The sequence below is a fragment of the Streptomyces sp. NPDC016851 genome, from assembly GCF_055562795.1.
In genome coordinates this window covers 21052-43780 of the sequence record NZ_JBVHEP010000014.1, presented here as the reverse complement: position 1 = coordinate 43780, position 22729 = coordinate 21052, and the positions used below count along the sequence as shown (strand labels likewise).

Genomic DNA, 22729 nt, shown 5'->3' with positions numbered 1-22729 from the left:
CGGACGGCGACGGTCAGGCCCGGGGTGCTCCCACCCGCAGCGCGTCCATCACCAGGTCCAGCAGGCGGTCGGCGCGTGGTTGCCAGTCGGTGTGCGGGTCGATCGTCCACAGGCCGCCGACGGTCAGGAAGAGATCGTCCGCGGTGATTCCCGGGCGGATGGTGCCGGCCTTCTCGTTGGCGCGCAGGAGGAGTTCGGCCGCCTCCATCAGCGGGGTGGGGGCCGGCTTCGCCGGTTTGCCCGGCCCGCCGGTGGCCTGGCGGATCGCGTCGGCCAGACCGGCCTTCGTCATGGCGAACTGCGCGCAACGATCCAGCCACTCGCGCAGCGCCCGGTCCGGTTCCCGGCACTCCAGCAGCGGTGCCGCGGTGTCGGCGACCTGCTGCATCTCGTACCGGTAGATCTCCATGACGAGCGCCTCACGGCTCGGGAAGTGGCGGTAGAAGGTCCCCTGCCCGACGCCCGCTTTCTTGGCGATCGCGCTCAGCGGGGCGTCCGCCGCACGCGTCAGTTCGACCAGCGCAACCTCCAGGATGCGCTCGCGGTTGCGTTGCGCGTCCGAGCGCAGAGGAACGTCCTTCTTCTGCCGCACTCGCCCCTCCTCGCGGTCCTTGGCCGAAACCCGATCCTTGTTAAGCGGACAGTTGTCCGTTACGTTTTTCGGGTAACGGACAAGTGTCCGTTTGCTCCATCGTATCGGCGGGACGTCCGTGCCGACAGCCCCGGACGGCCGTGCCGCGGCCGGACTGCCCCGCATCCAGCACCGTTGCGAACCGGCCCCGCCACCCACGAACCCCCTGCCGCCCGACCTTGCGACGCGAGAAAGAAGGCTTCCATGCCCCCATCGACGTCCAGCGACCTCACCCTGTCCGTCAACGGCGAGAAGTACACGCTGACCGTCGACCACCGCACCACCCTCCTCGACGCCCTGCGCGAGCGCCTGGATCTGACCGGCACGAAGAAGGGCTGCGACCAGGGCCAGTGCGGTGCCTGCACGGTCCTGGTCGACGGCCGCCGGGCCGTGTCCTGCCTCCAGCTCGCCGTGGCCGCCGAGGGGCGTGAGATCACCACCATCGAGGGCGTGGCCGAAGGCGATCAACTGCACCCGGTGCAGCAGGCGTTCCTCGACCTCGACGGTTTCCAGTGCGGTTACTGCACGCCGGGGCAGATCTGCTCGGCCATCGCCCTGATCGAGGAGCACGCGGCGGGCTGGCCCAGCGCCGCCACCGACGACATACGCCCCGACGCGGGACCACCACCGCTGACCCCTGAGGAGATCCGGGAGCGGATGAGCGGCAACCTGTGCCGCTGCGGCGCGTACGTGTCGATCGTCCAGGCCGTGGCCCGGGCCGCCGAGACCAAGGGAGCGGCCGCATGAGGGAGTTCGGCTACCAGCGCGCCTACGACGTCTCCGGCGCCGTGGCGCTGCTCGACGGCGACGAGGAAGCCCGTTTCCTGGGCGGCGGCACCAACCTCGTCGATCTGATGAAGACCGGCGTCGAGCGGCCCGCCCTGCTCGTCGACGTCCGGGAACTGCCCCTGGACCAGATCGAGCCGACCGGCGACGGCGGGCTGCGCATCGGTGCCACCGTCACCAACAGCGACCTCGCCGCCCACCCCGAAGTCCGGCTCCGCTACCCGGCGTTGGCGCAGGCGGTGCTGGCCGGGGCCTCCGGGCAGCTGCGCAACGTGGCCACCGTCGGCGGCAACCTGCTCCAGCGCACCCGCTGCGGCTACTTCGCCGATGTCACCTCCGCCTGCAACAAACGCAACCCCGGCAGCGGCTGCCCCGCGATCACCGGTGAGCACCACAATCACGCCATCCTGGGCGCCTCCGACCACTGCGTCGCGACGCACCCCTCCGACATGGGTGTGGCGCTCACCGCCTTCGACGCCGTCGTGTCCTACGAAACGGCCGACGGCCCGGGGGAGTTGCCGCTCGCCGACTTCTACCTGCCCGTGGGGGACACCCCGCATCTGGAGACGGCGCTGCCGCCGGGCGCGCTGATCACCGGCGTCACCCTGCCGCCCACCCCGGTCGCGGCCAACTCCCGCTACCGCAAGGTGCGCGAGCGTGCCTCGTACGCCTTCGCCATCGGCTCCATCGCCGCCGCCCTCGACGTCCAGGACGGCCGCGTGCAGGACGTCCGCCTGGCCTTCGGCGCGGTCGCCTCCCGGCCCTGGCGGGCCCGCGCCGCCGAACGCGCCCTGCTCGGGGCCCCGGCCGACGCGGAGACCTTCGCGGCCGCCGCGGACGCCGAACTGGCCGAGGCGAAACCGCTGCCCCACAACGGATACAAGGTGACCCTGATGCGCAACCTCGTCGTGGCCGGCTTGAGCGAACTCGCCGAGGAGGCCGCCCGATGACCACCGCCACCCAGGGCTCCGTCGGCACTTCCCACACGCGCGTCGAAGGCCGCGACAAGGTCACCGGAGCCGCCCGCTACGCCGCCGAGATCCCGTTCGCCGAACTCGCCCACGGCTGGCTGGTCCTGTCCACGGTCGCCCGCGGCCGCATCCGCTCCGTGGACACCGAACCCGTCCTCGCCATGCCGGGCGTCCTCACCGTGCTCCACCACCACAACGCTCCGCGCGTCGACAGCGATTACATCGGCCTGCTGGGCGTCCCGCCGGACCCGAGCGTCGCCCTCTTCCAGCACGACCGGGTGGCCCACATGGGCTGGCCGGTGGCGCTGGTCGTCGCCGAGACGTCCGAGCAGGCCAGGGAGGCCGCCGAAGCCCTAGTCGTGACGTACGACGAGGAACCGCACGACGTCGCGTTCTCCGCCGAGCGGCAGACCGAGGCGTACCCGGTCGACGGCCATGCGCCGGGCGTGACGGAGAAGGGCGACCTGGAGGCCCAACTCGCCTCCTCCGCCGTCGTGGTGGACGCGGAGTACACCACTCCGGAGGAGCACCACAACCCGATGGAGCCGCACGCGGCGACGGCCCTGTGGGAGGGCGGCCGGCTGGAGGTCGTCGACTCCAACCAGGGAACCATCTGGGTCGCCGGCGAACTCGCGAACCTGTTCTCCCTCGACCCCGCCTCCGTGCGGGTGCGCTCCGAGCACGTCGGCGGCGGCTTCGGCAGCAAGGGCGTCCGTGCGCACCAGGTGGCGGCCGTGATGGCCGCCACCGCCCTGCAACGCCCGGTCAGGGTCGTCATGACCCGCCGGCAGATGTTCTCGCTCGCCGGCTACCGCAGCCCCACGGCCCAGCGGGTCAGGCTCGGCGCCGACGCGGACGGGCGGCTGCGCGCCCTGGAGCACCAGTCCCTGAACATGACCTCGTCCGTGCACGAGTTCGTGGAGCCGAGCGCCGCCGCGAGCCGGGCGATGTACGACGCCGACGCGCATCACACGGCCAGCCGGGTCGTGCGGCTCGACGTCCCGACCCCCACCTGGATGCGCGCCCCCGGGGAGGCGCCCGGCTCGTTCGCGCTGGAGTCGGCGTTCGACGAGCTCGCCGAGCGGTGCGGCATCGACCCGATCGAGCTGCGCGTGCGCAACGAGCCCGCGGCCGGCCCGGTGTCCGGGCTGCCGTTCAGCAGCCGCAACCTGATCGCCTGCTTCCGGGAAGGCGCCCGCAGGTTCGGCTGGGCCGACCGGGACCCGCGGCCCGGTGTGCGGCGAGACGGCCGCTGGCTGCTCGGCACCGGCACCGCCGCCGCCTCCTTCCCCGCGGGAGCCATGCCCTCCACGGCGGCCGTCACCGCCGAGGCGGACGGCACCTTCACGGTGGGGATCAACGCCGCGGACATCGGCACCGGCGCCCGGACCGCGCTCACCCTGGTCGCCGCCGACGCACTGGGCGTGCCGACGGACCGCGTCCGGGTGCGCCTCGGCGACAGCGACCTCGGTCCGGCGATGATCGCCGGTGGTTCGATGGGCACCCGCTCCTGGGCGTGGGCCGTCACGACGGCCGCCGAGGAGCTGCGGCAGAGCCTCGCGCCGGGCGCCGACATTCCGCCGGAGGGCATCACCGTACGGTCGAACACGGCCGAGGCCATCGGTGCCCTCGCCCAGAAGGAACGGCATTCCTTCGGAGCGCAGTTCGCCGAGGTGGCCGTCGACCCGGCCACCGGCGAGGTCCGGGTGCGGCGCATGCTGGGCATCTTCGCGGCCGGCCGGATCGTCAACCCGCTCACCGCCCGCAACCAGCTGGTCGGCGGCATGATCTGGGGCGTCTCGATGGCCCTGCACGAGGAAGCCGTCCGGGACCGGGCCACGGGCGGTCTCTACGGCGCCGACCTCGCGGGCTACCACGTCGCCGCGCACGCCGACATCCCGCACGTCGAGGCCGACTGGGTCGACGACCCCGACCCGGACGACCCGGTCGGCATCAAGGGCATCGGCGAGATCGGCATCGTGGGCGCCGCCGCGGCGGTCGCCAACGCCGTGTGGCACGCGACGGGCGTCCGCCACCGGCACCTGCCCATCCGCCCCGACCGTGTCCTGATGGCGGACGGCGATGCTTGACCTCGCCGGGCAACTGCACGCATGGGCCGAGGAGGGCCGGGACTTCGCCGTCGCCACCGTCGTGGCGGTCGGCGGCAGCGCCCCGCGCCCTCCCGGCGCCGCCCTGGCCGTCTGCGCCGACGGCACGGCCATCGGCTCGGTCTCCGGCGGCTGTGTGGAGGGCGCGGTGTACGACCTGTGCCTGCAGGCCCTCCAGGACAGGGAGACCCGGGTCGAGCGGTTCGGCTACAGCGACGAGGACGCCTTCGCGGTCGGCCTGACCTGCGGCGGGGTCATCGACATCATGGTCACCCCGTACGACGCCGACGACGCGGCTCAGACCGCCGCACTGTCGGCCGCCGCCCACGACGAGCCGGTCGCGCTCGCCCGGGTGGTCCAGGGCCCGGCCCGCCTCCTCGGCCGGTCGGTGCTCGTACGCCCCGACGGCACCCACGAGGGCGGCCTCGGCGGCCACCCCGAGCTGGACCGCACGGCGATCGCCCAGGCCCGTGCCCTGCTGGAGGCCGGCCGCACCGGCACGGTCGAGGTGTCCGCGAGCGGAGCGAGATGGGGGTCCCCCCGGACGGAGTCTGGGGGAGGCTCGCACTGCCCGGGCGCACTCACCCTGCTCGTCGAGTCGGCCGTCCCGCCGCCCCGCATGATCGTCTTCGGCGCCATCGACTTCGCGGCCGCGCTCGTACGGGCGGGCAAGTTCCTCGGTTACCACGTCACCGTGTGCGACGCCCGCCCCGTCTTTGCCACCCGCGTCCGCTTCCCCGACGCCGACGAGATCGTCGTCGACTGGCCCCACCGCTACCTGGCGAGCACGGACACCGACGGGCGCACGGTGCTGTGCGTACTCACCCACGACGCCAAGTTCGACATCCCCCTGCTGACCGAAGCCCTGCGGCTGCCCGTCGCGTACGTCGGCGCCATGGGCTCCCGCCGTACCCACGAGGACCGCGGCCGGCGGCTACGGGATGCGGGCGTGAGCGAGCACGAACTGGCCCGGCTCAGGTCACCCATCGGCCTCGACCTGGGCGCCCGTACGCCCGAGGAGACCGCCCTGTCCATCGCGGCCGAGATCGTCGCCGCGCGGCACGGCGGCACGGGCCGGCCGCTCACCGGCGCGGACACCCCGATCCACCGGGACGAGCGGGCGGCCGGACCGCTGCCGCAGCCGGTCTGAGCGCCGACCACTCCAGCGACACGGCGGAGCCGGCGAGATGCCGGAGCCGGTGAGGTGCCGGAGCCGCCGACGGCCGGTGCCCCACCGACGGGCCGGTGCCGCCGACATGCCGGAGGGCCGCGGCCGTCACCGGCCGCGGCCCCTCCGTGGCACCGTGCGCGAGCGCGTCAGGCGGCGGCCGACTCCGTGGCGTGGCCGCGCAGACGGGCGATGACCTCGGTCAGCTGCGCGGCGACCTCGGCGTCGTCGGCCGGGTGCGTCTCGGCGAAGCGGGTCACCGAGCCGGGGATGGACAGCTTGACGTCCTCCAGCACCCTGCCGCCGGCCACGCCCACGGACTTGCGGGTCTCGTCGTGCGCCCAGACGCCGCCGTACTGGCCGAACGCGGTGCCGACCACGGCCACCGGCTTGCCGCTGAGGGCACCGGCACCGTACGGGCGGGACAGCCAGTCGATGACGTTCTTCAGGACGGCCGGGATGGTGCCGTTGTACTCGGGCGTGAAGAGGATCAGGCCGTCGGCGGCGTTGGCGGCCTCGCGCAGCCTCGCGGCGGCGGCCGGGACGCTGCCCTCGACGTCGATGTCCTCGTTGTAGAAGGGGATCTCCGCCAGCCCCTCGAACAGCTCGACCTCCGCACCCTCGGGGGCGAGCTTGACGGCGGCCTCGGCGAGCTGGCGGTTGTGCGAACCCGCGCGAAGGCTGCCGACGAGGGCGAGGATACGAACAGACATGCTGACTCCCACGTAGTGAAGGACGGCTCCGAAACACTGCCGTTACGATCCGGACCGAGGTCCGTTTAATGTTGTAGCACCTAACCGGACCGCGGTCCAGTTTTGTTCCCGATGCTTTACGCTGGCTTCATGGCCACCGTCCCGCCGCCCTTCCCGACGCCTCAGGAGTCCGTCGGCCCTCCCGAGCTGCTCCAGCTGGGCACCGCCCTGGAGCCCGACGAGCCCTGCCTGCGGGCCGACGCCGCGCGCAACCGGGCCCGGCTGCTGGAGGCCGCCGCGCGGCTGGTGGCGGAGCGCGGAGCGGACGCCGTCACGATGGAGGCGGTGGCCGCCGAGGCCTGTGTGGGCAAGGGCACGGTCTTCCGCCGGTTCGGCGACCGCACCGGCCTGCTGACGGCGCTGCTCGACCACTCGGAGAAGAAGTTCCAGGCCGCGTTCCTCACCGGGCCGCCGCCGCTCGGACCCGGAGCGCCGCCCGTGGAGCGGCTGCGCGCGTTCGGCCGTGCGATGCTGCGCCGCTCGACCGACGAACTGGAGCTGCAACTGGCGGCCGAGCCGGACGCCGGCCGACGCTTCACCGTCCCGGCCCGCCGGGTGCTGCGCCACCACGTGAGCATGCTGCTGCGGCAGGCCGTCCCGGAAGCGGACTGCGAACTGCTCTCCCACACCCTGATGGGCCAGCTCGACCCGGCCCTGATCCACCACCTGACCAGGCAGTGCGGGATACCCATGGCCCGTCTGGACGACGCCTGGGTCGACCTCGTCGACCGGGTGACGGGCACGGCCACGGGCGGCTGAGCGCCCCTCCGGGGCCCCGTGACCGCTCACGGCTTCCTCACAACTCCCCCGCCCGACCGGCGCATTGGGGCTTCTGCCAAGATGCCGTACGTCATGGTGCAGATACCCAAAACGCCCGCGCCCCCGTCGCCCGCACCGTTGCGCTCCGTGCCCACGAGCGCCGATGTGGCCCGCCTGGCCGGCGTCTCGCGCGCGACCGTCTCCTACGTCCTCAACAACACCAGCGCCGTACGGATCAGCGAGCCCACCCGCCGCCGTGTCCACGAGGCCGCGAAGGAACTCGGGTACGTCCCGCACGCGGCGGCCCGCAGCCTGCGCGCCGGGCACAGCCGTATGGTCCTGATCCCCGCGCCGACCTTCCCCGTCGGCCCGCTCTACAACCGGTTCCTCACCGACCTCCAGGGCTCGCTCGGCAGCCTGGACTACACGGTGGTGCAGTACGGCACCGGTGGCCCGCACGGCGACGAAGCCGCCCGCGCCTGGGCCGAGTTGCGGCCCGTGGCCGTGCTCGTACCCGGTTCCGGGCTCGGCCCGCGCGGGGTGGCGGTGCTCAAGCGCTCAGGGGCGCGGGCCGTGGTCACCCTCGGCCCCGAGACCATCGAGGGCGCGCACGCCCTGCTCATGGACCACGACGTGGTCGGCCACAGCGCGGGCTCTCACCTCTACGACCGGGGCAGGCGCCGCATCGGCGTCGTCGTCCCGCAGGAGCCCGGCCTGGAGGCGTTCTCCGCGCCCCGGCTCGACGGTGTGCGCCAGTCCGTGCGGGGCACCGACGCCACGGTGACCGAGCTGCCGCTCGCCTACGACGAGGAGGCCGCCGCACGCCTCGCCGCCCGCTGGCGGGACCTCGGTCTGGACGCCGTGTTCACCTACAACGACGAGTACGCGATGCTGCTCACGCGGGCCCTGAAGGACGAGGGCATCCGGATCCCCGAGGAGACGGCGGTGATCGGCGCCGACGACCTCATGCTCGGCCGGCTGCTCCGGCCGAGGCTCAGCACGGTCCGCCTGGAACTGCCCTCCGGCCGCGAACTCGCCGAACTGGTCGACCGAGCCGTGCGCAAGCCCGGTACTGAGCCGGAGACGCACAAGGTCCTCGGCGCGACGGTGCTGCACCGCGAGTCGAGCTAGCCGGGCCCTGCCGGGTGCGGCTCAGCGGCGGCTGGCAGGGCTCGGGTTCGCACGGCAGCCGGTCGGTTCGCGCGGCCTCCGATCCGGGCCGGGGCCACCGATCCGGACGGCGCGGCCCTCGATCCGCCCGGGGCCCCAGGCCGGACCGCGCGGCCTCCGATCCGGGCCGGGGTCCCCGGCCCGGACTGCGCGGCTCCGGCCGGGGCACCCGGCCTCGACCGCCCCCCGGCGGACCGCGCGGCCCCCGGTCCGGACTGGGGTCCCCGGCCTGGATCGCACGGCCCCGTCGCGGGCCGCATGACCCTGGCCTGGGCCGCACGGCCCCGTCGCGGGCCGCATGAACCCGGCCCGGACCGCACGGCCCCGGCCCGGACCGCATGAATCCGGCCTGGACCGCACGGCCCCGGCCCGCCCCCCGGGCAGGGCCGCGCGGCCTCCGCGGCGGCCGACCGGCCGCCGTGGAGGCCCGCGGGATGGCTAGGATGTTGCATGCTCAACAAAACGGGGGCGCGTACGCACGTCGCCGCGGTCCGCGTGGCTGCGGCCCGGTCGGCGCGTCCCGCCCTGTGACCGCCGAACCGGCCGCACACTCACGGGAGTCCCGCTCACCCGTCAGCCGGTGACCGATCGATCGGAGAGCCGTCATGCCCTTGCTCGACACCAGGACCTGGCAGCCCCAGACCCTGACAGGCCCCGGGTACACCGTCACCGAGCCCGCCACCGGCCAAGCTCTCGGCACCCTCGCCCTCGCAGGTCCGAAGGACGTCGAGGCCGCCGCCGAGGGGGCCGCCGCCGCACAGCGCGAGTGGGCCCGCGCCCCGCACTTCGCCCGGGCCGCCGTGCTCCGCAGGGCCGGCGACCTGTTCACGGCACACGCCGCCGAACTGCGCGAATGGCTCGTCCGCGAGTCCGGTTCCGTCCCCGGCAAGGCCGACTTCGAACTGCACGTCGCCGCCCAGGAGTGCTACGAGGCCGCCGCACTCGCCTCCCGCCCGGCCGGACAGGTCCTGCCCAGCGAGGCGCCGCGCCTGTCGTACACGCGCCGCGTCCCGGCCGGTGTCGTGGGCGTGATCTCCCCGTTCAACGCCCCGCTGATCCTGTCCATCCGCTCCGTCGCACCGGCCCTGGCCCTCGGCAACGCCGTCGTCCTCAAGCCGGATCCGCGCACCGCCGTCTGTGGAGGGCTGTCCCTCGCCGCGGTCTTCGCCGCCGCGGGCCTGCCGCAGGACCTGCTGCACGTACTCCCCGGCGGCCCGGACGTCGGACAGGCCCTGGTCTCCGACCCGCGCGTGCCGGTCATCTCCTTCACCGGCTCCACCCCGGCCGGGCGGGCCGTGGGCGAGGCCGCCGGCCGCCACCTCAAGCGGGCCCACCTGGAACTCGGCGGCAACTCGGCCATGATCGTGCTGCCGGACGCCGACCTCGACGCGGTGATCTCCACCGCCGCCTGGGGCTCGTTCTTCCACCAGGGCCAGATCTGCATGACGACCGGACGACACCTGGTGCACGCGTCCCTGTACGACGAGTACGTCGAGCGGCTCGCCGCCAAGGCCGACTCGCTCGCCGTCGGCGACCCGTACCGCGAACAGGTCCACCTGGGCCCGATCATCGACTCCGGCCAGCTCGCCAAGATCAGCGGCCTGGTCGAGTCCAGCAAGGCCGCCGGCGCCAAACTCGCCGCGGGCGGCACCCACGACCGGCTCTTCTACCGGCCCACGGTCCTCGCCCACGTCGGCGACCACACCCCGGCGTACACGGAGGAGGTCTTCGGACCCGTGGCGCCCGTACGCTCCTTCACCACCACCGACGAGGCGGCGGCCCTGGCCGCGCAGAGCTCCTACGGACTCGCCCTGGGCATCGTCACCCGCGACCCGGCCCGCGGCCTGGACCTCGCCGAGCGCATCCCGACCGGCATCGTCCACATCAACGACCAGACCGTCAACGACGAGGCCGTGGCACCCTTCGGCGGAGTCGCCGCCTCCGGCACCGGCGCCCGCTTCGGCGGCGAGGCCAACCTGGAGGCCTTCACCGAACTGCGCTGGACGACGGTACGCGGAGACGTGGCTCCGTATCCGTTCTAGCCCTGCGGCGCCTGCTGGCCCTCCTGGGCCTGCTGCTCGGCGATCGCCTTGCGGACCTCGTCCATGTCGAGGTTGCGGGCCTGCCCGATGACGTCCGTCAGGGCGGCCTCGGGCAGGGCGCCCGGCTGAGCGAACACGGCGACCTGGTCACGGACGATCATCAGCGTCGGAATCGACTGGATACCGAAGGCCGCGGCCAGCTCCGGCTGCGCCTCGGTGTCCACCTTGCCGAACACGAGGTCCGGGTTCTCCTCCGCCGCCTTCTCGTAGACCGGCGCGAACTGCTTGCACGGCCCGCACCAGGACGCCCAGAAGTCGATCAGGACGAACTCGTTGTCCGTGACCGTCTGGTCGAAGTTCTCCTTGGTGAGCTCCACGGTGCTGCTCATGGCGTAAATCCCTCTTCCTGGTGTGGGTCAAGCCGTCGGCACAACACGGCCGACCTGGCACGTATTCCGCGCCCCTACCCGTGTGGCCAGCACGCACACCACCCACCAGACTGACCCCATGACGGAAACGGAAACCAACACGTACGACGTCGTGGTGCTCGGGGCCGGGCCCGTGGGGGAGAACGTCGCCGACCGCACCCGCGCGGCCGGTCTGACCACCGCGGTCGTGGAGAGCGAACTGGTCGGCGGAGAGTGCTCGTACTGGGCGTGCATGCCCAGCAAGGCCCTGCTGCGGCCGGTCATCGCCCGCGCGGACGCCCGCCGCGTGCCGGGCCTGAGCCAGTCGGTGCAGGGCCCCCTCGACGCGTCCGCGGTCCTCGCCCACCGGGACTACTACACCTCGAACTGGAAGGACGACGGACAGATCGGATGGCTCGACGGCATCGGCGCCGACCTGTACCGCGGTCACGGCCGCCTCACCGGCCCCCGCACGGTGACGGTCACCGGCCCGGACGGCGGTGACCGCGTCCTGACCGCCCGGCACGCCGTCGCCGTCTGCACCGGCACCCGCGCCGCCCTGCCCGGGATGCCCGGACTCGACGAAGTCCGGCCGTGGACCAGCCGGGAGGCCACCAGCGCCAAGCACGTGCCCGGCCGCCTGATCGTGGTCGGCGGCGGCGTCGTCGCCACCGAGATGGCCACCGTCTGGCAGGCCCTCGGCTCGAAGGTCACCATGCTGGTGCGCGGCAAGGGCCTGCTGCCCCGGATGGAACCCTTCGCCGGAGAACTCGTCGCCGAAGCGCTCACCGAGGCCGGCGCCGACGTCCGCACCGGCACGTCGGTGGAATCGGTGACCCGCGAGAACGGCAGCGTCGTCGCCGTCACGGACAACGGCGACCGCGTCGAGGCCGACGAGATCCTCTTCGCGACCGGCCGCGCACCCCGCACCGACGACCTCGGCCTGGAGACGATCGGCCTGGAACCCGGCTCCTGGCTCGACGTCGACGACAGCCTCCGCGTCACCGGCCACGACTGGCTGTACGCGGTCGGCGACGTCAACCAGCGCGCCCTCCTCACCCACCAGGGCAAGTACCAGGCCCGCATCGCGGGCGCCGCCATCGCCGCACGGGCCACCGGCGAGAACCTCCTCGCCGAGCCCTGGGGCGCCCATGCCGCGACCGCCGACCACGCCGCCGTACCGCAGGTCGTCTTCACCGACCCGGAAGCGGCGGCCGTCGGCCAGTCACTCGCCGAGGCCGAGCAGGCCGGGCACCGGGTGAAGGCCGTCGACGTGGACCTGTCCACCGTCGCGGGCGCGGGCCTGTACGCCGACGGCTACAAGGGCCGCGCCCGCATGGTCGTCGACCTGGAGGACGAGATCCTGCGAGGAGTGACCCTAGTCGGCCCCGGTGTCGGCGAGCTCATCCACTCGGCCACGATCGCCGTCGCCGGCCAGGTCCCGATCAGCCGCCTGTGGCACGCCGTCCCGTCCTACCCGACGATCAGCGAGGTGTGGCTGCGGCTGCTGGAGGCCTACCGCGACGCCTGACCTCCGGCTCGTGTGCCCCCGGGGCGGCCCCGCCAGGCGCGGGACCGCCCCGGGTTTGCGGCGGCCGGTCGGAATCCGGCACGGTCACGCGTGCGCCGGCACCACCAGCTCCCGGTAGTCGTCGCTCCACAGGTCCTCCTCCGCCTCCGGCAGCAGCAGCACCCGGTCCGGCCGCAGCGCGTCGACGGCGCCCTCGTCGTGCGTGACCATGACGATCGCGCCCGGGTACGTGCCCACCGCGGCCAGGACCTCGGCACGGGAGGCCGGGTCGAGGTTGTTGGTGGGCTCGTCGAGGAGCAGCACGTTCGCGCCCGAGTGCACCAGGCCCGCCAGGGCGAGCCGGGTCTTCTCGCCGCCGGAGAGGACACCGACGCGCTTGCCGGCGTCGTCGCCGGAGAACAGGAACGCGCCCAGGACCCGGCGGACTTCGCCGTCGGCGAGGTGCGGGGCGGCACCCGCCAGATGCTCACGCACCGTCAGTTCCGGGTCCAGCGTGTCGTGTTCCTGGGCGAAGTAGCCCAGGCGCAGGCCGTGCCCGTGGACCACCCGGCCGCCGTCCGGCTCGTCCTGCCCGGCGAGGATCCGCAACAGGGTCGTCTTTCCGGCGCCGTTGGGCCCGAGCACCACCAGGCGGCTGCCCCGGTCGACGGCGAGATCGACACCCCGCAGGACGTGCTGACCGCCGTACGACCTGGTCAGGCTGACGGCGCCGAGCGGGATCCGGCCACAGGGCGCCGGCTCGGGCAGCCGGATCCTGGCCGTCTTCTCGGCGCGCCGGGCAGGTTCGAGGTCCGCGAGCATCCGGTCGGCTCGGCGGACCATGTTCCGCGCCGCCACCGCGGTCGCGACCCGGGCCCGCATCTTGTCGGCCTGGGCGTGCAATGCCGCCGCCTTGCGCTCCGCGTTCGCCCGCTCGCGGGCCCGTCGCCGTTCGTCGGCGTCCCGCTGGGCCAGGTACTCGTCCCAGCCTGTGTTGTGGACGTCGAGCGCGGCACGCCCCGGATCCAGGTGGAAGACCCGGTTCACGGTGCCGGCCAGCAGGGACGTGTCGTGGCTGATCATCACGAGCCCGCCCTGGTAGCTGGTGAGGAACCCGCGCAGCCAGGCGACCGAGGCCGCGTCCAGATGGTTCGTCGGCTCGTCCAGCAGCAGCGTGCCGTGCCCGGCGAACAGGATGCGGGCCAGCTCGACGCGCCGTCGCTGACCGCCCGACAGGGCGCGCAGCGGCCGGTCCATCAGCCCCGAAGCCAGTCCCACTCCGGCGGCGACCCGGGCGGCCTCCGCCTCGGCCGCGTAGCCGCCGCGCGCCTGGAACTCGGCCTCGGCCCGCACATAGGCGTTCATCGACCGCTCCGTCCCGTCGGCCATCGCGGCCTCGGCGCGGCGCAGCTCCCGTACGGCGTGGTCCAGGCCGCGCGCGGACAGGATCCGGTCGGTGACGGTGACGGACTGGTCGGCGGCGCGCGAGTCCTGCGGGAGATGGCCGACGTCACCGGTGCGGGCGACGGTCCCGGCGGCGGGCCGCAGGGCGCCCGCCAGGGTGTGCAACAGGGTGGTCTTTCCCGCGCCGTTGCGGCCGACCAGGCCGATACGGTCGCCGGGGGAGACGTGGAAGGAGACGCCGGACAGCAGCAGACGCGCGCCCACGCGCACGTCGACGTCACGAACGGTGATCATGAGAAAACGCTCCGAACAAGCAAGAGGACACACGGGTGGCGTGGAAGCGGGTCCTCAGCTAGGAAATTCGGGGCGTAGACATGGACGTCACGGTAACGGAGGCGCCTGCCGTGCGCCTCTGAATTTCCGCGGCAGTCGGCGTTACGGCAGCTCGAAGCCGAGTGCCCGCGCGGCCTCCTCCGGCGTCGGCTGGGCCCAGCGCTCCGTCACCGCCTGGTTGGACGACAGCGAGCGCGACTCGGCCCGGTCGAGATACAGGACCCCGTCGAGATGGTCCGTCTCGTGCTGGACGATCCGCGCGGGCCAGCCCGCGAACACCTCGTCCAGCGCGTGCCCGTGCTCGTCCTGCCCGGTCAGCCGCACCTCGGCGGGCCGCGCCACCACCGCCTGCCAGCCCGGCACGCTCAGACAGCCCTCGAAGAACGCGGCCCGCGCGCCGCCGACGGGCTCGTAGACGGGGTTGACCAGCACCCGGAACGGCTGCGGTACCCGTCCGCGCGCCAGCCGCACCTCCTCCGGTACCGGTGCCGGATCCTCGATCACCGCGATCCTGAGCGGCACACCGACCTGAGGCGCCGCCAGACCGACCCCGGGGGCCGCGCGCATCGTGATGCGCAGGGCCTCGACGAACCGGGCCAGCAGCGCGGGCCCCAGCTGACCGTCGTAGGGCTCGGTGCCGCGCCGCAGCACCGGATCGCCGGCCGCCACGATGGTCAACGGGCCGCCACCGGCGAGGAGTTCCTCGACCCGTTCGGCCAGGGGTGCGCGATCGCTCGGAGTTCCCATCGCGTCAGGATGACACGGCACCCCCCACCCTCGTGTGCGGCACGTCACACGCACTCCCCGGGAACTGGACGCCCCTTCCGTCCGACTACTGCACCGCAACGGCCACGAAGACGTCCCCGGGAGAACCCGCCGATGACCACCGCTCCCTCGACCACCACGGACGAGGCCCCGCAATCCGCCACCCCGCCCCCGACGAAGGGCGGTTGGGCCCTCTTGCGCCCGCTCGTCCTCCGCCTGCACTTCTACGCCGGGGTACTGGTGGCCCCGTTCCTCCTCGTCGCCGCCTCCACCGGCCTGCTGTACGCCGCCTCCTTCCAGGCCGAGAAGATCGTGTACGACCACGAACTGACCGTCCCCGCGGGTGAGCGGAAGCTGCCGATCAGCGAGCAGGTGGCCGCCGCCCGCAAGGCCCACCCCGAGGGCACGGTCTCGGCCGTACGCCCCTCACCCGAGGCGGACGCGACGACCAGGGTGATGCTGTCCGGTGTCCCTGGCGTCGACGAGGGACACACACTCGCCGTGTTCGTCGACCCGTACACCGCGCAGGTGCGCGGCTCCCTAGACCAGTACGGCTCGACCGGCGCGCTGCCGCTGCGCACCTGGATCGACGAGTTCCACAGGGACCTGCACCTGGGCGAGTCGGGCCGGCTGTACAGCGAACTGGCGGCCAGCTGGCTGTGGGTGATCTCGGCCGGCGGACTGGTGCTGTGGTTCTCCCGCCGCCGTGCCCTGCGCAAGGTGCGGGGCACGAACGGACGGCGCCGCACCCTCGGGCTGCACGGCAGCGTCGGAGCGTGGGCGGCGGCCGGCTTCTTCTTCCTCTCGGCGACCGGCCTGACCTGGTCGGCCTACGCCGGGGCCAACATCGACGAGCTGCGGACCTCGCTGGGTCAGGCCACCCCGTCGGTGTCGGCCTCGGCGGGCGGTGACCACGCGGGCCACGGCTCCGCCGCAGGGCAGGCGGGAGACGCCGCGCACGGGGTGGGCCTGGACAAGGTCCTGGCCGCGGCCCGGTCCGAGGGCCTGGGCGACCCGGTGGAGATCGTGCCGCCGGCGGACGCGGAGTCGGCCTACGTCGTCAAGCAGGTGCAGCGCAGCTGGCCCGAGAAGCAGGACTCCGTCGCGGTCGACCCGGCCAGTGGTGAGGTCGTGGACGTCCTGCGGTTCGCCGACTACCCGGTGCTCGCGAAGCTCACCAGGTGGGGCATCGACCTGCACACCGGCATCCTGTTCGGCCTGGCCAACCAGATCGCCCTGATGCTGCTCGCGCTCTGCCTGATCCTGCTGATCGTGTGGGGTTACCGCATGTGGTGGCAGCGTGGCCGCGGCGCCGCCTTCGGCCGCCCGATCCCACGCGGCGCCTGGCAGCAGGTGCCGCCACAGATCCTGGTACCGCTCCTGGCGGGGGTCGCCGTACTCGGCTACTTCCTGCCCCTGTTCGGCATCCCGCTGGCGGCCTTCCTGGCCGTCGACATCCTGCTGGGAGAGATCGCCTACCGGCGGGGACGGCGGGCGTACGGGGCGGGGACGCCGGCGCAGTAGCGGACTCGCCCACGCACAGGTGCCCGGCTCCGTGTGGAGCCGGGCACCGTCAGGTACGTACCGGTCAGCCCTGCTCGAAGTCACCCGCGAGCGCGGAGGCGATCCGCAGGTGCGACTCCGCCTCCTCGTGCCGGTTCTGCCGCTGGAGCGTGCGGCCGAGCATGAGCCGGGCGTAGTGCTCGACCGGGTCCCGCTCGACGATCGTCCGCAACTCGGCCTCTGCGCGCCCCAGTTGAGCCGAGTGGTAGTAGGAGCGCGCCAGCAGCAGCCGCGGCCCGGTCTGCTCGGGCACCTCCTCGACCAGCCCGCCCAGGACCCGCGCGGCGGCGGCGTAGTCCTTGGCGTCGAAGAACATCTGCGCGCGCTCCCAGCGTTCCGCCGGTGTCCCGTGGGCGTAGTACGTCGCATCGTAGGTCGTGTTCACTCGTGCCTCCTTCGAGGCCGACAACCGAACAGGTTGGTTGAATATTCCACTACAGAGCGGACCGTCACTCGGTGGGGGCGGCCGACCGACGCGGGCGCCCGGGCGCGACCCGAATGACGCGCGACGCGGGCCCTGCCACCGGACTAGGTTGTGAGCCATGAGCAATCTTGAGCGCGAGGCGGCTCCCTCCCTGTGCGGTGGCCGCGGCTTCGTCGTGGCCGAGCCGGTTCGCGAACTCCTCAGTCCTCGCCACGTCAAGCTGGGCGAATCCAGCGAGGTCCGCAGGCTGCTGCCCAACCTCGGCCGCCGTATGGTCGGGGCCTGGTGCTTCGTCGACCACTACGGCCCCGACGACATCGCCGACGAACCCGGCATGCAGGTGCCGCCGCATCCCCACATGGGCCTCCAGACGGTGAGCTGGCTGCACGAGGGGGAGGTGCTGCACCGCGACTCCACCGGCAGTCTCCAGACGATCCGGCCGCGCGAACTGGGTCTGATGACCTCCGGCCGGGCGATCAGCCACTCCGAGGAGAGTCCGCGCTCGCACGCCCGTTTCCTGCACGGCGCGCAACTGTGGGTCGCCCTCCCGGACGGCCACCGCCACACCGACCCGCGCTTCGAACACCACGCCGACCTGCCGGTCGTCACGGCACCCGGCGTCAAGGCGACGCTGATCCTCGGTGACCTCGACGGCGCGACCTCGCCCGGTACGGCGTACACCCCGATCACCGGCGCCGACCTGGCCCTCACCCGGGGCGCGGACGTACGCCTCCCCCTGGAACCGGACTTCGAGTACGCCGTCCTGTCCATGTCCGGCGAGGCCCACGTGGACGGCGTCCCGGTCCTGCCCGGCTCGATGCTCTACCTCGGCTGCGGCCGCAGCGAACTGCCGCTGCGGGCCGAGTCGGACGCGGGCCTGATGCTCCTGGGCGGCGAGCCGTTCGAGGAGGAACTGATCATGTTCTGGAACTGGATCGGACGGTCCCAGGAGGAGATCGAGCAGGCGCGGCGGGACTGGATGGAGGGGACTCGGTTCGGGGAGGTGAAGGGGTACGACGGGGATCCGCTGCCTGCCCCCGAGCTGCCGGCGACCCGTCTGAAACCGCGGGGAAGAGTCCGTTGACCCGCAGGAATACCTGAAGTCACGCGGTTGACGAGCGGGAGGCGGTCGGGCGCTGCTTCCCGCTTCTAGGTTGTTGGAGGGAGCGCGCAAAGAGGGGGTCGGGAGTGGTTTCAGGTGGCGGACGATTCCCACGGTGCACGTCGTCTCGGGTGCGGCGCGGGATGCCCTGGCCAAAGAGCTGCTCCGGGCCGAGGAGGAGGGGCGGACCTCCCGGGATTTCACCGATGCTACGACGAGGGCCTCTACCTGGACCGGGACGGCAGGAGGGCGGGGGTCCGCGAGAAGCTGGAGTTCTACGGCGCTCCCCATGCCGCCTTCCTGTTCATGCCGGCCCTCGGTGACGGGGTGCGGACGGCCGTACCAACCTGCACAGGGCCCGGCGTAATCCGTGTCCAGGCACGTTTTGCATACCGGGACGGTGTCTCGCATTGACGAAGGCGCTGCCTGACCTCCATAGTGCTGTCTCGGACCCTTCGGGGATCTGGTTCGGCTGCCCGGTCCGGAAGCACCCGGAAGCCCGAGCCGACGCGCCGCGAAGGGGAGAACGGGAATGAAAGCCGGTTCTACGACGAGCCTCGCGGGCGACTTCATGCTGGCCGTGTACCTGGACGGACAGGGGCGTGTGCCCAGCTATCGCACCGGTCTCGACTTCGGTCTGAGCGGTGCGATGCTGATGGAACTGGCTCTGGACGGCCTCATCCACACAGTTGACGGACACATTGTCGCCGCCCAGGGCGCGCAGTCGCGCGACCGGGTGCTCGGCGAGGTCCTCGTGCAGATCCAGTCGTCGCGCAGGCTTCGCACAGCATCGCACTGGGTCAGAGCCCTGAGCGGCAGCGCGCACAAGCGTCTCGCGGCCGGGTTGACCACTGACGGCATCCTTGTTCGCACGCCGCGGCGGTTGCCTTTGCCGACCGATTCGGCCCGTCGCTACGACATCCTGTGCGAGGAGCAACGGAGCGCTGCGGTCCGGTCTCTGCGCAGCGGGGCCGATGAGCGCTCCGCCGTGCTGGCCGCGCTGGCGACGGCCTGCGGAGTGACCTCTGGGGATCAGGGTGGGAGCGAGTACGGGCCGATGGGGCGGTCCCCGCGACCGGCCTGTACCCAGATCCTGGCCGCGGTCGCCGCGTGCGTGTTGCCCGTAGCGCTCTGCTCCTGGGCCTGAACGCACCGCCCCGGCGTATCCCCGTGCCGGGGCGGAAATCGGCGCGACCCACCGGTCAATCCGGTCGGCCGACCTCGCAGAAGTCCGACTTTCGGATCTTCCCGTGAACGCCCTTCACGCCGTCGACGACCTGGGAGACCGCGAAGTCACCTGCCGCGCTGAGGTACGCCATCGCCACATGGCGGTCGATGCCGTAGTCGGTCGCGAGCAGGTGCAGCGCGCAGCGCACGCAGTCGCGCATCGCCTCGTCCAGGTCCTCGTCCAGACCGATCGGCACGAGGTAGTCGTCCGTCTCGGCGAACGGGGCGACGCGGCCGTGACCAGGGCGCGCAGCCGCACCACCCGGCACCACCTCGAGCTTCACGGTGGCGCGCAGCGACGCCTCGAACGCTGTCAGGGCGACTTCACCATCACCCTGCGCGAAGTGGGGGTCCCCGAAGTAGACCAGCGCGTCGTCGACCTGTACCGGAAGGAACAGCGTGGCGCCCTCGCCGAGCAGGGAGACGTCGATGTTGCCCCCGTGCCGGCCCGGCGGGACCGAGTGCGGTCGCCTGTCCCCGGGCACCGCCACGCCCATGACGCCGAGGAACGGCCGCAGCGGGAAGCGCAGTGAGCCGCGGGAGGAGTCCGTCGGGTCGACCGCGATCCGGCCCCACGCGCCGTGGCGAGCCGCGTGTGCCGTCGCGAAGGTGAACACGGGGCCAGGCAGCGACGGCATCTCGCCGGGGAGCGCGCCGAAGCCGTGGCGTGCGGAGACCATGCCGTACGGGACTCGCGGGGTGAGGTCGAGGACGGTCACGGCGAGCAGATCGCCCGGCCTGGCGCTGGCCACGGCGATCGGCCCGGTGACGAGGTGCGGCCCGTCGTTGTCGAAGTCGTGCGGCATTCCGGATTCCGCCACCTGCTGGGCGTCGTCGAGCACGTGGCCGCCGCTGACGCCGTAGCGGCCGAAGAACTCGCGTGGGTTGCGGCCCTGGTCCTCCAGAACTCCCTCGTGACTGATCGTGTCGACCGTGATGACGGAGCCCGGTTGCACGACGGCACACGGTGAATCCGCCTCGCACGGAAGGCGACCCCACAGGGTGTTCCCGGGCGTGGCCGGGAGGTAGGTCGTCGACGCGATCGCCCCGCGACCGGGCTGGAGGATCGGGAAGCCGGTCGCGGCAACGTCGAGCAGGGGCGAGTCGGTTACGGACATGGCCCACCTTTTCTGTAAGCGATGCCCCGACGCTAGGAACGCCCTGTTGCCGTGGTGTTTCACCCAGAGGGCCAGGTGGTAAAAGGGTCTCGCATTGCAATATGCCATCTCGTCAAAGGGGATGACGGTGTTCGTTCGTCCGGCAGTGGGGCGGGCACACCGACGATGGGCCCCGACCGGTGTCCGGACGGAGCCCATGTGCCCTCAGAGGTCGAGGACGAGCCGTTCGCCCTGACAGCGGCCGACGCAGATCATCATCGTGCGTCCGGCAAGACGTTCCTCGTCGGTGAGGACGGAGTCCCGGTGTTCGGGTGTCCCGGCGAGGACACGGGTCTCGCAGGCGCCGCAGTAGCCCTTCTCGCAGTCGTAGGACAGGCCGCTGACGGCATCGCGCAGAACCTCGATGAGGCGGCGGTCGGCCGGCACGGGGAGCGTGACTCCCGTGCGCGCGAGCTGAACCTCGAAGGTCCGGTTCTCAGCGGCGTCGAACGCCGTCTCGAGGTCGTCCCCGGCGGCGAAGCGTTCCAGGTGCAGCCGGTCGGTGAGGTCCAGGCGGGCACACTCGCGCTCGACGGCCGCCAGCATCGGCCCCGGCCCGCACGCGTAGACGGCGGTGTCCGCGTCCAGGCGGCCCAGCAGCCGGGGGAGGTCCGGCAACCCGGCCTCGTCCTGCGGGAGCAGGGTGAGCGCGTCCCCGGCGATGGCGGCCAGTTCGTCGGCGAACGCCATCGTCGAGCGGGTGCGTCCGCCGTAGACGACGGTGAAGGGCGTGCCGCGTCCGGCGGCCTCGCGGACCATGGCGAGGATCGGGGTGACGCCGATGCCGCCGGCGAGGAACAGGTAGGACGACGCCGGCGTGAGCGGGAAGTGGTTGCGCGGCCCGCGCACCGCGAAGGTGACTCCGGGGCGGGCGAGTTCGTGGAGTTCGACCGATCCGCCCCGGCCCTTCGGCTCGTGCAGGACGCCGATGCGCCACGTCGCGGCGTCGGCGGGGTCGCCGCACAGCGAGTACTGGCGCAGCCTGCCCGAGGGCAGACGCAACTCGACGTGCGCGCCGGGCTGCCAGGCGGGCAGTTCCCCTCCGTCCGGCAGGCCGAGGCCGACGGCGACGACACCGTCGGCCGCCGCGCGCACCTCGGTCACCCGCAGCGGGGTGGGCGTGGTCAGCGCGCGGATCGATCCTGCCGCCGCGGTCGCCCGGGAACCGGACGTGAAGACCGCCGGGATCGCGTCCCAGCCGGACTGGTTGCCGCGCGTCGGGTAGGGAACGAGTCCCTCCTCGATCACCCAGTAGTCGGGCAGCCGGGTCAGGACCTGCGTCATCATCGCGCGGAACATGGCTCGGGCGAGGTGCGCGCCGGCGCACCGGTGCGAGCCGATCCCGAAGCTGAGGTGCCGGCTGGCGTCGCGGTCGAGTCGTACCTGCTCGGGGTCGGGGAACACGGCGGGGTCGTGGTTCGCGGCGACCCAGGGGATCAGCACGCGGTCGCCCGCGTGCATCGGACAGCCGCCGACCTCGACGTCCCGGGTGACCGTGCGCGCCATCGACTGCGACGGGGCGAACGCGCGGAGGAACTCCTCGGTCGCGGCGTCCAGCAGATCGGTGGAGTCGATCAGCTTCTGGCGCTGGTCGGGGTGGCGAGCGAGGTGAACGAGCGTCGACCCGGTCAGGGAGGTGGTGGTGTCGACGCCGCCGGCGATGAGCAGGCCGATCACCGACACCAGCTCGTCGTCACCGAACTCGCTGCCGTCGGCGCGCCGGCCGGCCACCAGCGTGCTGACCCCGTCGGGCCGCGGCTCTGACCGGCGCTCGGCGATCAGCTCGCGGATGCGCCGGTCCATGTAGGCCAGCCCGGCGGCCCCGCGCACGGCGCGTTCGCTGCCCGCCGGCGCGGCGAAGATGTCGTGGATCGGCCCCGCCAGCTTCGCCCAGTCCTCCTCGGGGAAACCGAGCCAGTCCAAGGTGACCGCGGCCGGCAGCGGGTTGGTGAGGTCGCGGACGAAGTCACAGGAGCCGAGCTCGATGAAGTCGTCCACGACGCGGGCGGCGTGGCGCTCGATCATGGGCACCAGGTGCTCGACCGCCTCCGGGGTCAGCAGCGGGTTGATCAGCGTCCGGTACTCGGTCGCACGCGGCGGGTCGAGCTCGATCGGATACTGCTCCAGCCCCGGTCCTTTGGGGATGACGATGCCGACCCCGGGGCCGCCGTGGTCGCTGCGAGCGGAGGAGAACGTCTCGTCGTCGCGGGCGATGCGGGCCACGTCGGCATACCGCGTCGTGTACTGGAACCCGCCATGGGCGGCGGAGCGGCCTACCGGACAGCTCTCGCGGAAGCGCGCGTAGTAGGCGACCGGATCGGCGTTGGCCTCGTCGGAGTGGTGGTCGAAGTCGGTGTCACCGGGCATGAAGTCGATGTCGGCGGACATGGTGGGCACGCTCCACGTGCTCGAACCTTGTGCGCGGTGTTGTCCGGCCGCGCCACCGGATG

Annotated in this window: 19 protein-coding genes; 11 read left to right on the top strand and 8 right to left on the bottom strand. The window is 72.8% G+C overall.

Going from position 1 to position 22729, the window contains the following annotated elements; genetic code table 11:
- Positions 1 to 13: 13 nt before the first annotated feature.
- Positions 14 to 592, bottom strand: coding sequence for a TetR/AcrR family transcriptional regulator (locus tag ACZ3I3_RS22670; protein WP_467367745.1), 579 nt, complete (start codon positions 590 to 592; stop codon positions 14 to 16).
- 243 nt (positions 593 to 835) lie between these two features.
- Here ACZ3I3_RS22670 and ACZ3I3_RS22665 point away from each other — a divergent pair, with 243 nt between their 5' ends.
- Genes ACZ3I3_RS22665 through ACZ3I3_RS22650 form a run of 4 tightly spaced genes read left to right on the top strand, consistent with a single transcriptional unit; the run spans position 836 to position 5646 of the window.
- Complete coding sequence (locus ACZ3I3_RS22665) at positions 836 to 1378, top strand: (2Fe-2S)-binding protein (protein WP_467367743.1); 543 nt, start codon at positions 836 to 838, stop codon at positions 1376 to 1378.
- Positions 1375 to 2367, top strand: a complete 993-nt coding sequence (locus ACZ3I3_RS22660) for an FAD binding domain-containing protein (RefSeq protein WP_467367741.1) — start codon at positions 1375 to 1377, stop codon at positions 2365 to 2367. The genes ACZ3I3_RS22665 and ACZ3I3_RS22660 overlap by 4 nt, the downstream gene beginning before the upstream one ends.
- Entirely contained in the window at positions 2364 to 4478 is a 2115-nt protein-coding gene (locus ACZ3I3_RS22655; protein WP_467367739.1) for a xanthine dehydrogenase family protein molybdopterin-binding subunit, read from the top strand. Before ACZ3I3_RS22660 ends, ACZ3I3_RS22655 begins: the two co-directional genes overlap by 4 nt.
- Positions 4471 to 5646 (top strand): XdhC family protein, encoded by a 1176-nt coding sequence (locus ACZ3I3_RS22650; protein WP_467367737.1) that lies wholly within the window; start codon positions 4471 to 4473, stop codon positions 5644 to 5646. Before ACZ3I3_RS22655 ends, ACZ3I3_RS22650 begins: the two co-directional genes overlap by 8 nt.
- Positions 5647 to 5813: 167 nt before the next feature.
- Here the strand turns inward: ACZ3I3_RS22650 and ACZ3I3_RS22645 are convergent, their stop codons facing one another.
- Positions 5814 to 6377, bottom strand: coding sequence for an NAD(P)H-dependent oxidoreductase (locus tag ACZ3I3_RS22645; protein ID WP_467367735.1), 564 nt, complete (start codon positions 6375 to 6377; stop codon positions 5814 to 5816).
- A 129-nt stretch (positions 6378 to 6506) separates the two neighbouring features.
- Here ACZ3I3_RS22645 and ACZ3I3_RS22640 point away from each other — a divergent pair, with 129 nt between their 5' ends.
- The 3 genes from ACZ3I3_RS22640 to ACZ3I3_RS22630 all read left to right on the top strand — a co-directional run bounded on the left by ACZ3I3_RS22640 (position 6507) and on the right by ACZ3I3_RS22630 (position 10387).
- Positions 6507 to 7175, top strand: coding sequence for a TetR/AcrR family transcriptional regulator (locus ACZ3I3_RS22640; RefSeq protein ID WP_467367733.1), 669 nt, complete (start codon positions 6507 to 6509; stop codon positions 7173 to 7175).
- Positions 7176 to 7256: 81 nt separating this feature from the next.
- Positions 7257 to 8306, top strand: a complete 1050-nt coding sequence (locus ACZ3I3_RS22635) for a LacI family DNA-binding transcriptional regulator (protein WP_467367731.1) — start codon at positions 7257 to 7259, stop codon at positions 8304 to 8306.
- Between the two features lie 644 nt (positions 8307 to 8950).
- Positions 8951 to 10387: a benzaldehyde dehydrogenase gene (locus ACZ3I3_RS22630; RefSeq protein WP_467367729.1), complete on the top strand. Its 1437-nt coding sequence runs from the start codon at positions 8951 to 8953 to the stop codon at positions 10385 to 10387.
- On the opposite strand, the gene trxA is transcribed toward ACZ3I3_RS22630, so the two are convergent.
- Entirely contained in the window at positions 10384 to 10776 is a 393-nt protein-coding gene (gene trxA / locus ACZ3I3_RS22625) for a thioredoxin (RefSeq protein WP_020273887.1), read from the bottom strand. The genes ACZ3I3_RS22630 and trxA overlap by 4 nt on opposite strands.
- Positions 10777 to 10894: 118 nt before the next feature.
- On the opposite strand from trxA, the gene ACZ3I3_RS22620 reads away from it, so the two are divergent.
- Positions 10895 to 12325, top strand: coding sequence for a dihydrolipoyl dehydrogenase family protein (locus ACZ3I3_RS22620; protein WP_467367726.1), 1431 nt, complete (start codon positions 10895 to 10897; stop codon positions 12323 to 12325).
- Positions 12326 to 12409: 84 nt separating this feature from the next.
- On the opposite strand, the gene ACZ3I3_RS22615 is transcribed toward ACZ3I3_RS22620, so the two are convergent.
- Together ACZ3I3_RS22615 and ACZ3I3_RS22610 are read right to left on the bottom strand one after the other, a co-directional pair.
- Entirely contained in the window at positions 12410 to 14002 is a 1593-nt protein-coding gene (locus tag ACZ3I3_RS22615; protein WP_467367724.1) for an ABC-F family ATP-binding cassette domain-containing protein, read from the bottom strand.
- A 141-nt stretch (positions 14003 to 14143) separates the two neighbouring features.
- The gene (locus ACZ3I3_RS22610) at positions 14144 to 14788 is read right to left on the bottom strand and encodes a peptide deformylase (protein WP_467367722.1); all 645 of its coding nucleotides are present in this window, start codon (positions 14786 to 14788) and stop codon (positions 14144 to 14146) included.
- A gap of 132 nt (positions 14789 to 14920) precedes the next feature.
- On the opposite strand from ACZ3I3_RS22610, the gene ACZ3I3_RS22605 reads away from it, so the two are divergent.
- Positions 14921 to 16330 carry a PepSY-associated TM helix domain-containing protein gene (locus ACZ3I3_RS22605; protein WP_467367720.1) on the top strand — a complete coding sequence of 470 codons (1410 nt, stop codon included), beginning with the start codon at positions 14921 to 14923 and terminating at the stop codon, positions 16328 to 16330.
- A 64-nt stretch (positions 16331 to 16394) separates the two neighbouring features.
- Here ACZ3I3_RS22605 and ACZ3I3_RS22600 read toward each other — a convergent pair whose 3' ends face one another.
- Positions 16395 to 16685, bottom strand: a complete 291-nt coding sequence (locus ACZ3I3_RS22600; RefSeq protein WP_467368026.1) for a tetratricopeptide repeat protein — start codon at positions 16683 to 16685, stop codon at positions 16395 to 16397.
- A 226-nt stretch (positions 16686 to 16911) separates the two neighbouring features.
- On the opposite strand from ACZ3I3_RS22600, the gene ACZ3I3_RS22595 reads away from it, so the two are divergent.
- Together ACZ3I3_RS22595 and ACZ3I3_RS22590 are read left to right on the top strand one after the other, a co-directional pair.
- Positions 16912 to 17877 carry a pirin family protein gene (locus ACZ3I3_RS22595; RefSeq protein WP_467367718.1) on the top strand — a complete coding sequence of 322 codons (966 nt, stop codon included), beginning with the start codon at positions 16912 to 16914 and terminating at the stop codon, positions 17875 to 17877.
- Positions 17878 to 18427: 550 nt separating this feature from the next.
- Positions 18428 to 19042, top strand: coding sequence for a GOLPH3/VPS74 family protein (locus ACZ3I3_RS22590; RefSeq protein ID WP_467367716.1), 615 nt, complete (start codon positions 18428 to 18430; stop codon positions 19040 to 19042).
- Between the two features lie 55 nt (positions 19043 to 19097).
- On the opposite strand, the gene ACZ3I3_RS22585 is transcribed toward ACZ3I3_RS22590, so the two are convergent.
- Together ACZ3I3_RS22585 and ACZ3I3_RS22580 are read right to left on the bottom strand one after the other, a co-directional pair.
- Positions 19098 to 20240: an acetamidase/formamidase family protein gene (locus ACZ3I3_RS22585; protein ID WP_467367714.1), complete on the bottom strand. Its 1143-nt coding sequence runs from the start codon at positions 20238 to 20240 to the stop codon at positions 19098 to 19100.
- Between the two features lie 204 nt (positions 20241 to 20444).
- The gene (locus tag ACZ3I3_RS22580) at positions 20445 to 22667 is read right to left on the bottom strand and encodes a cytochrome P450/oxidoreductase (protein ID WP_467367712.1); all 2223 of its coding nucleotides are present in this window, start codon (positions 22665 to 22667) and stop codon (positions 20445 to 20447) included.
- Between the last annotated feature and the right edge of the window lie 62 nt (positions 22668 to 22729).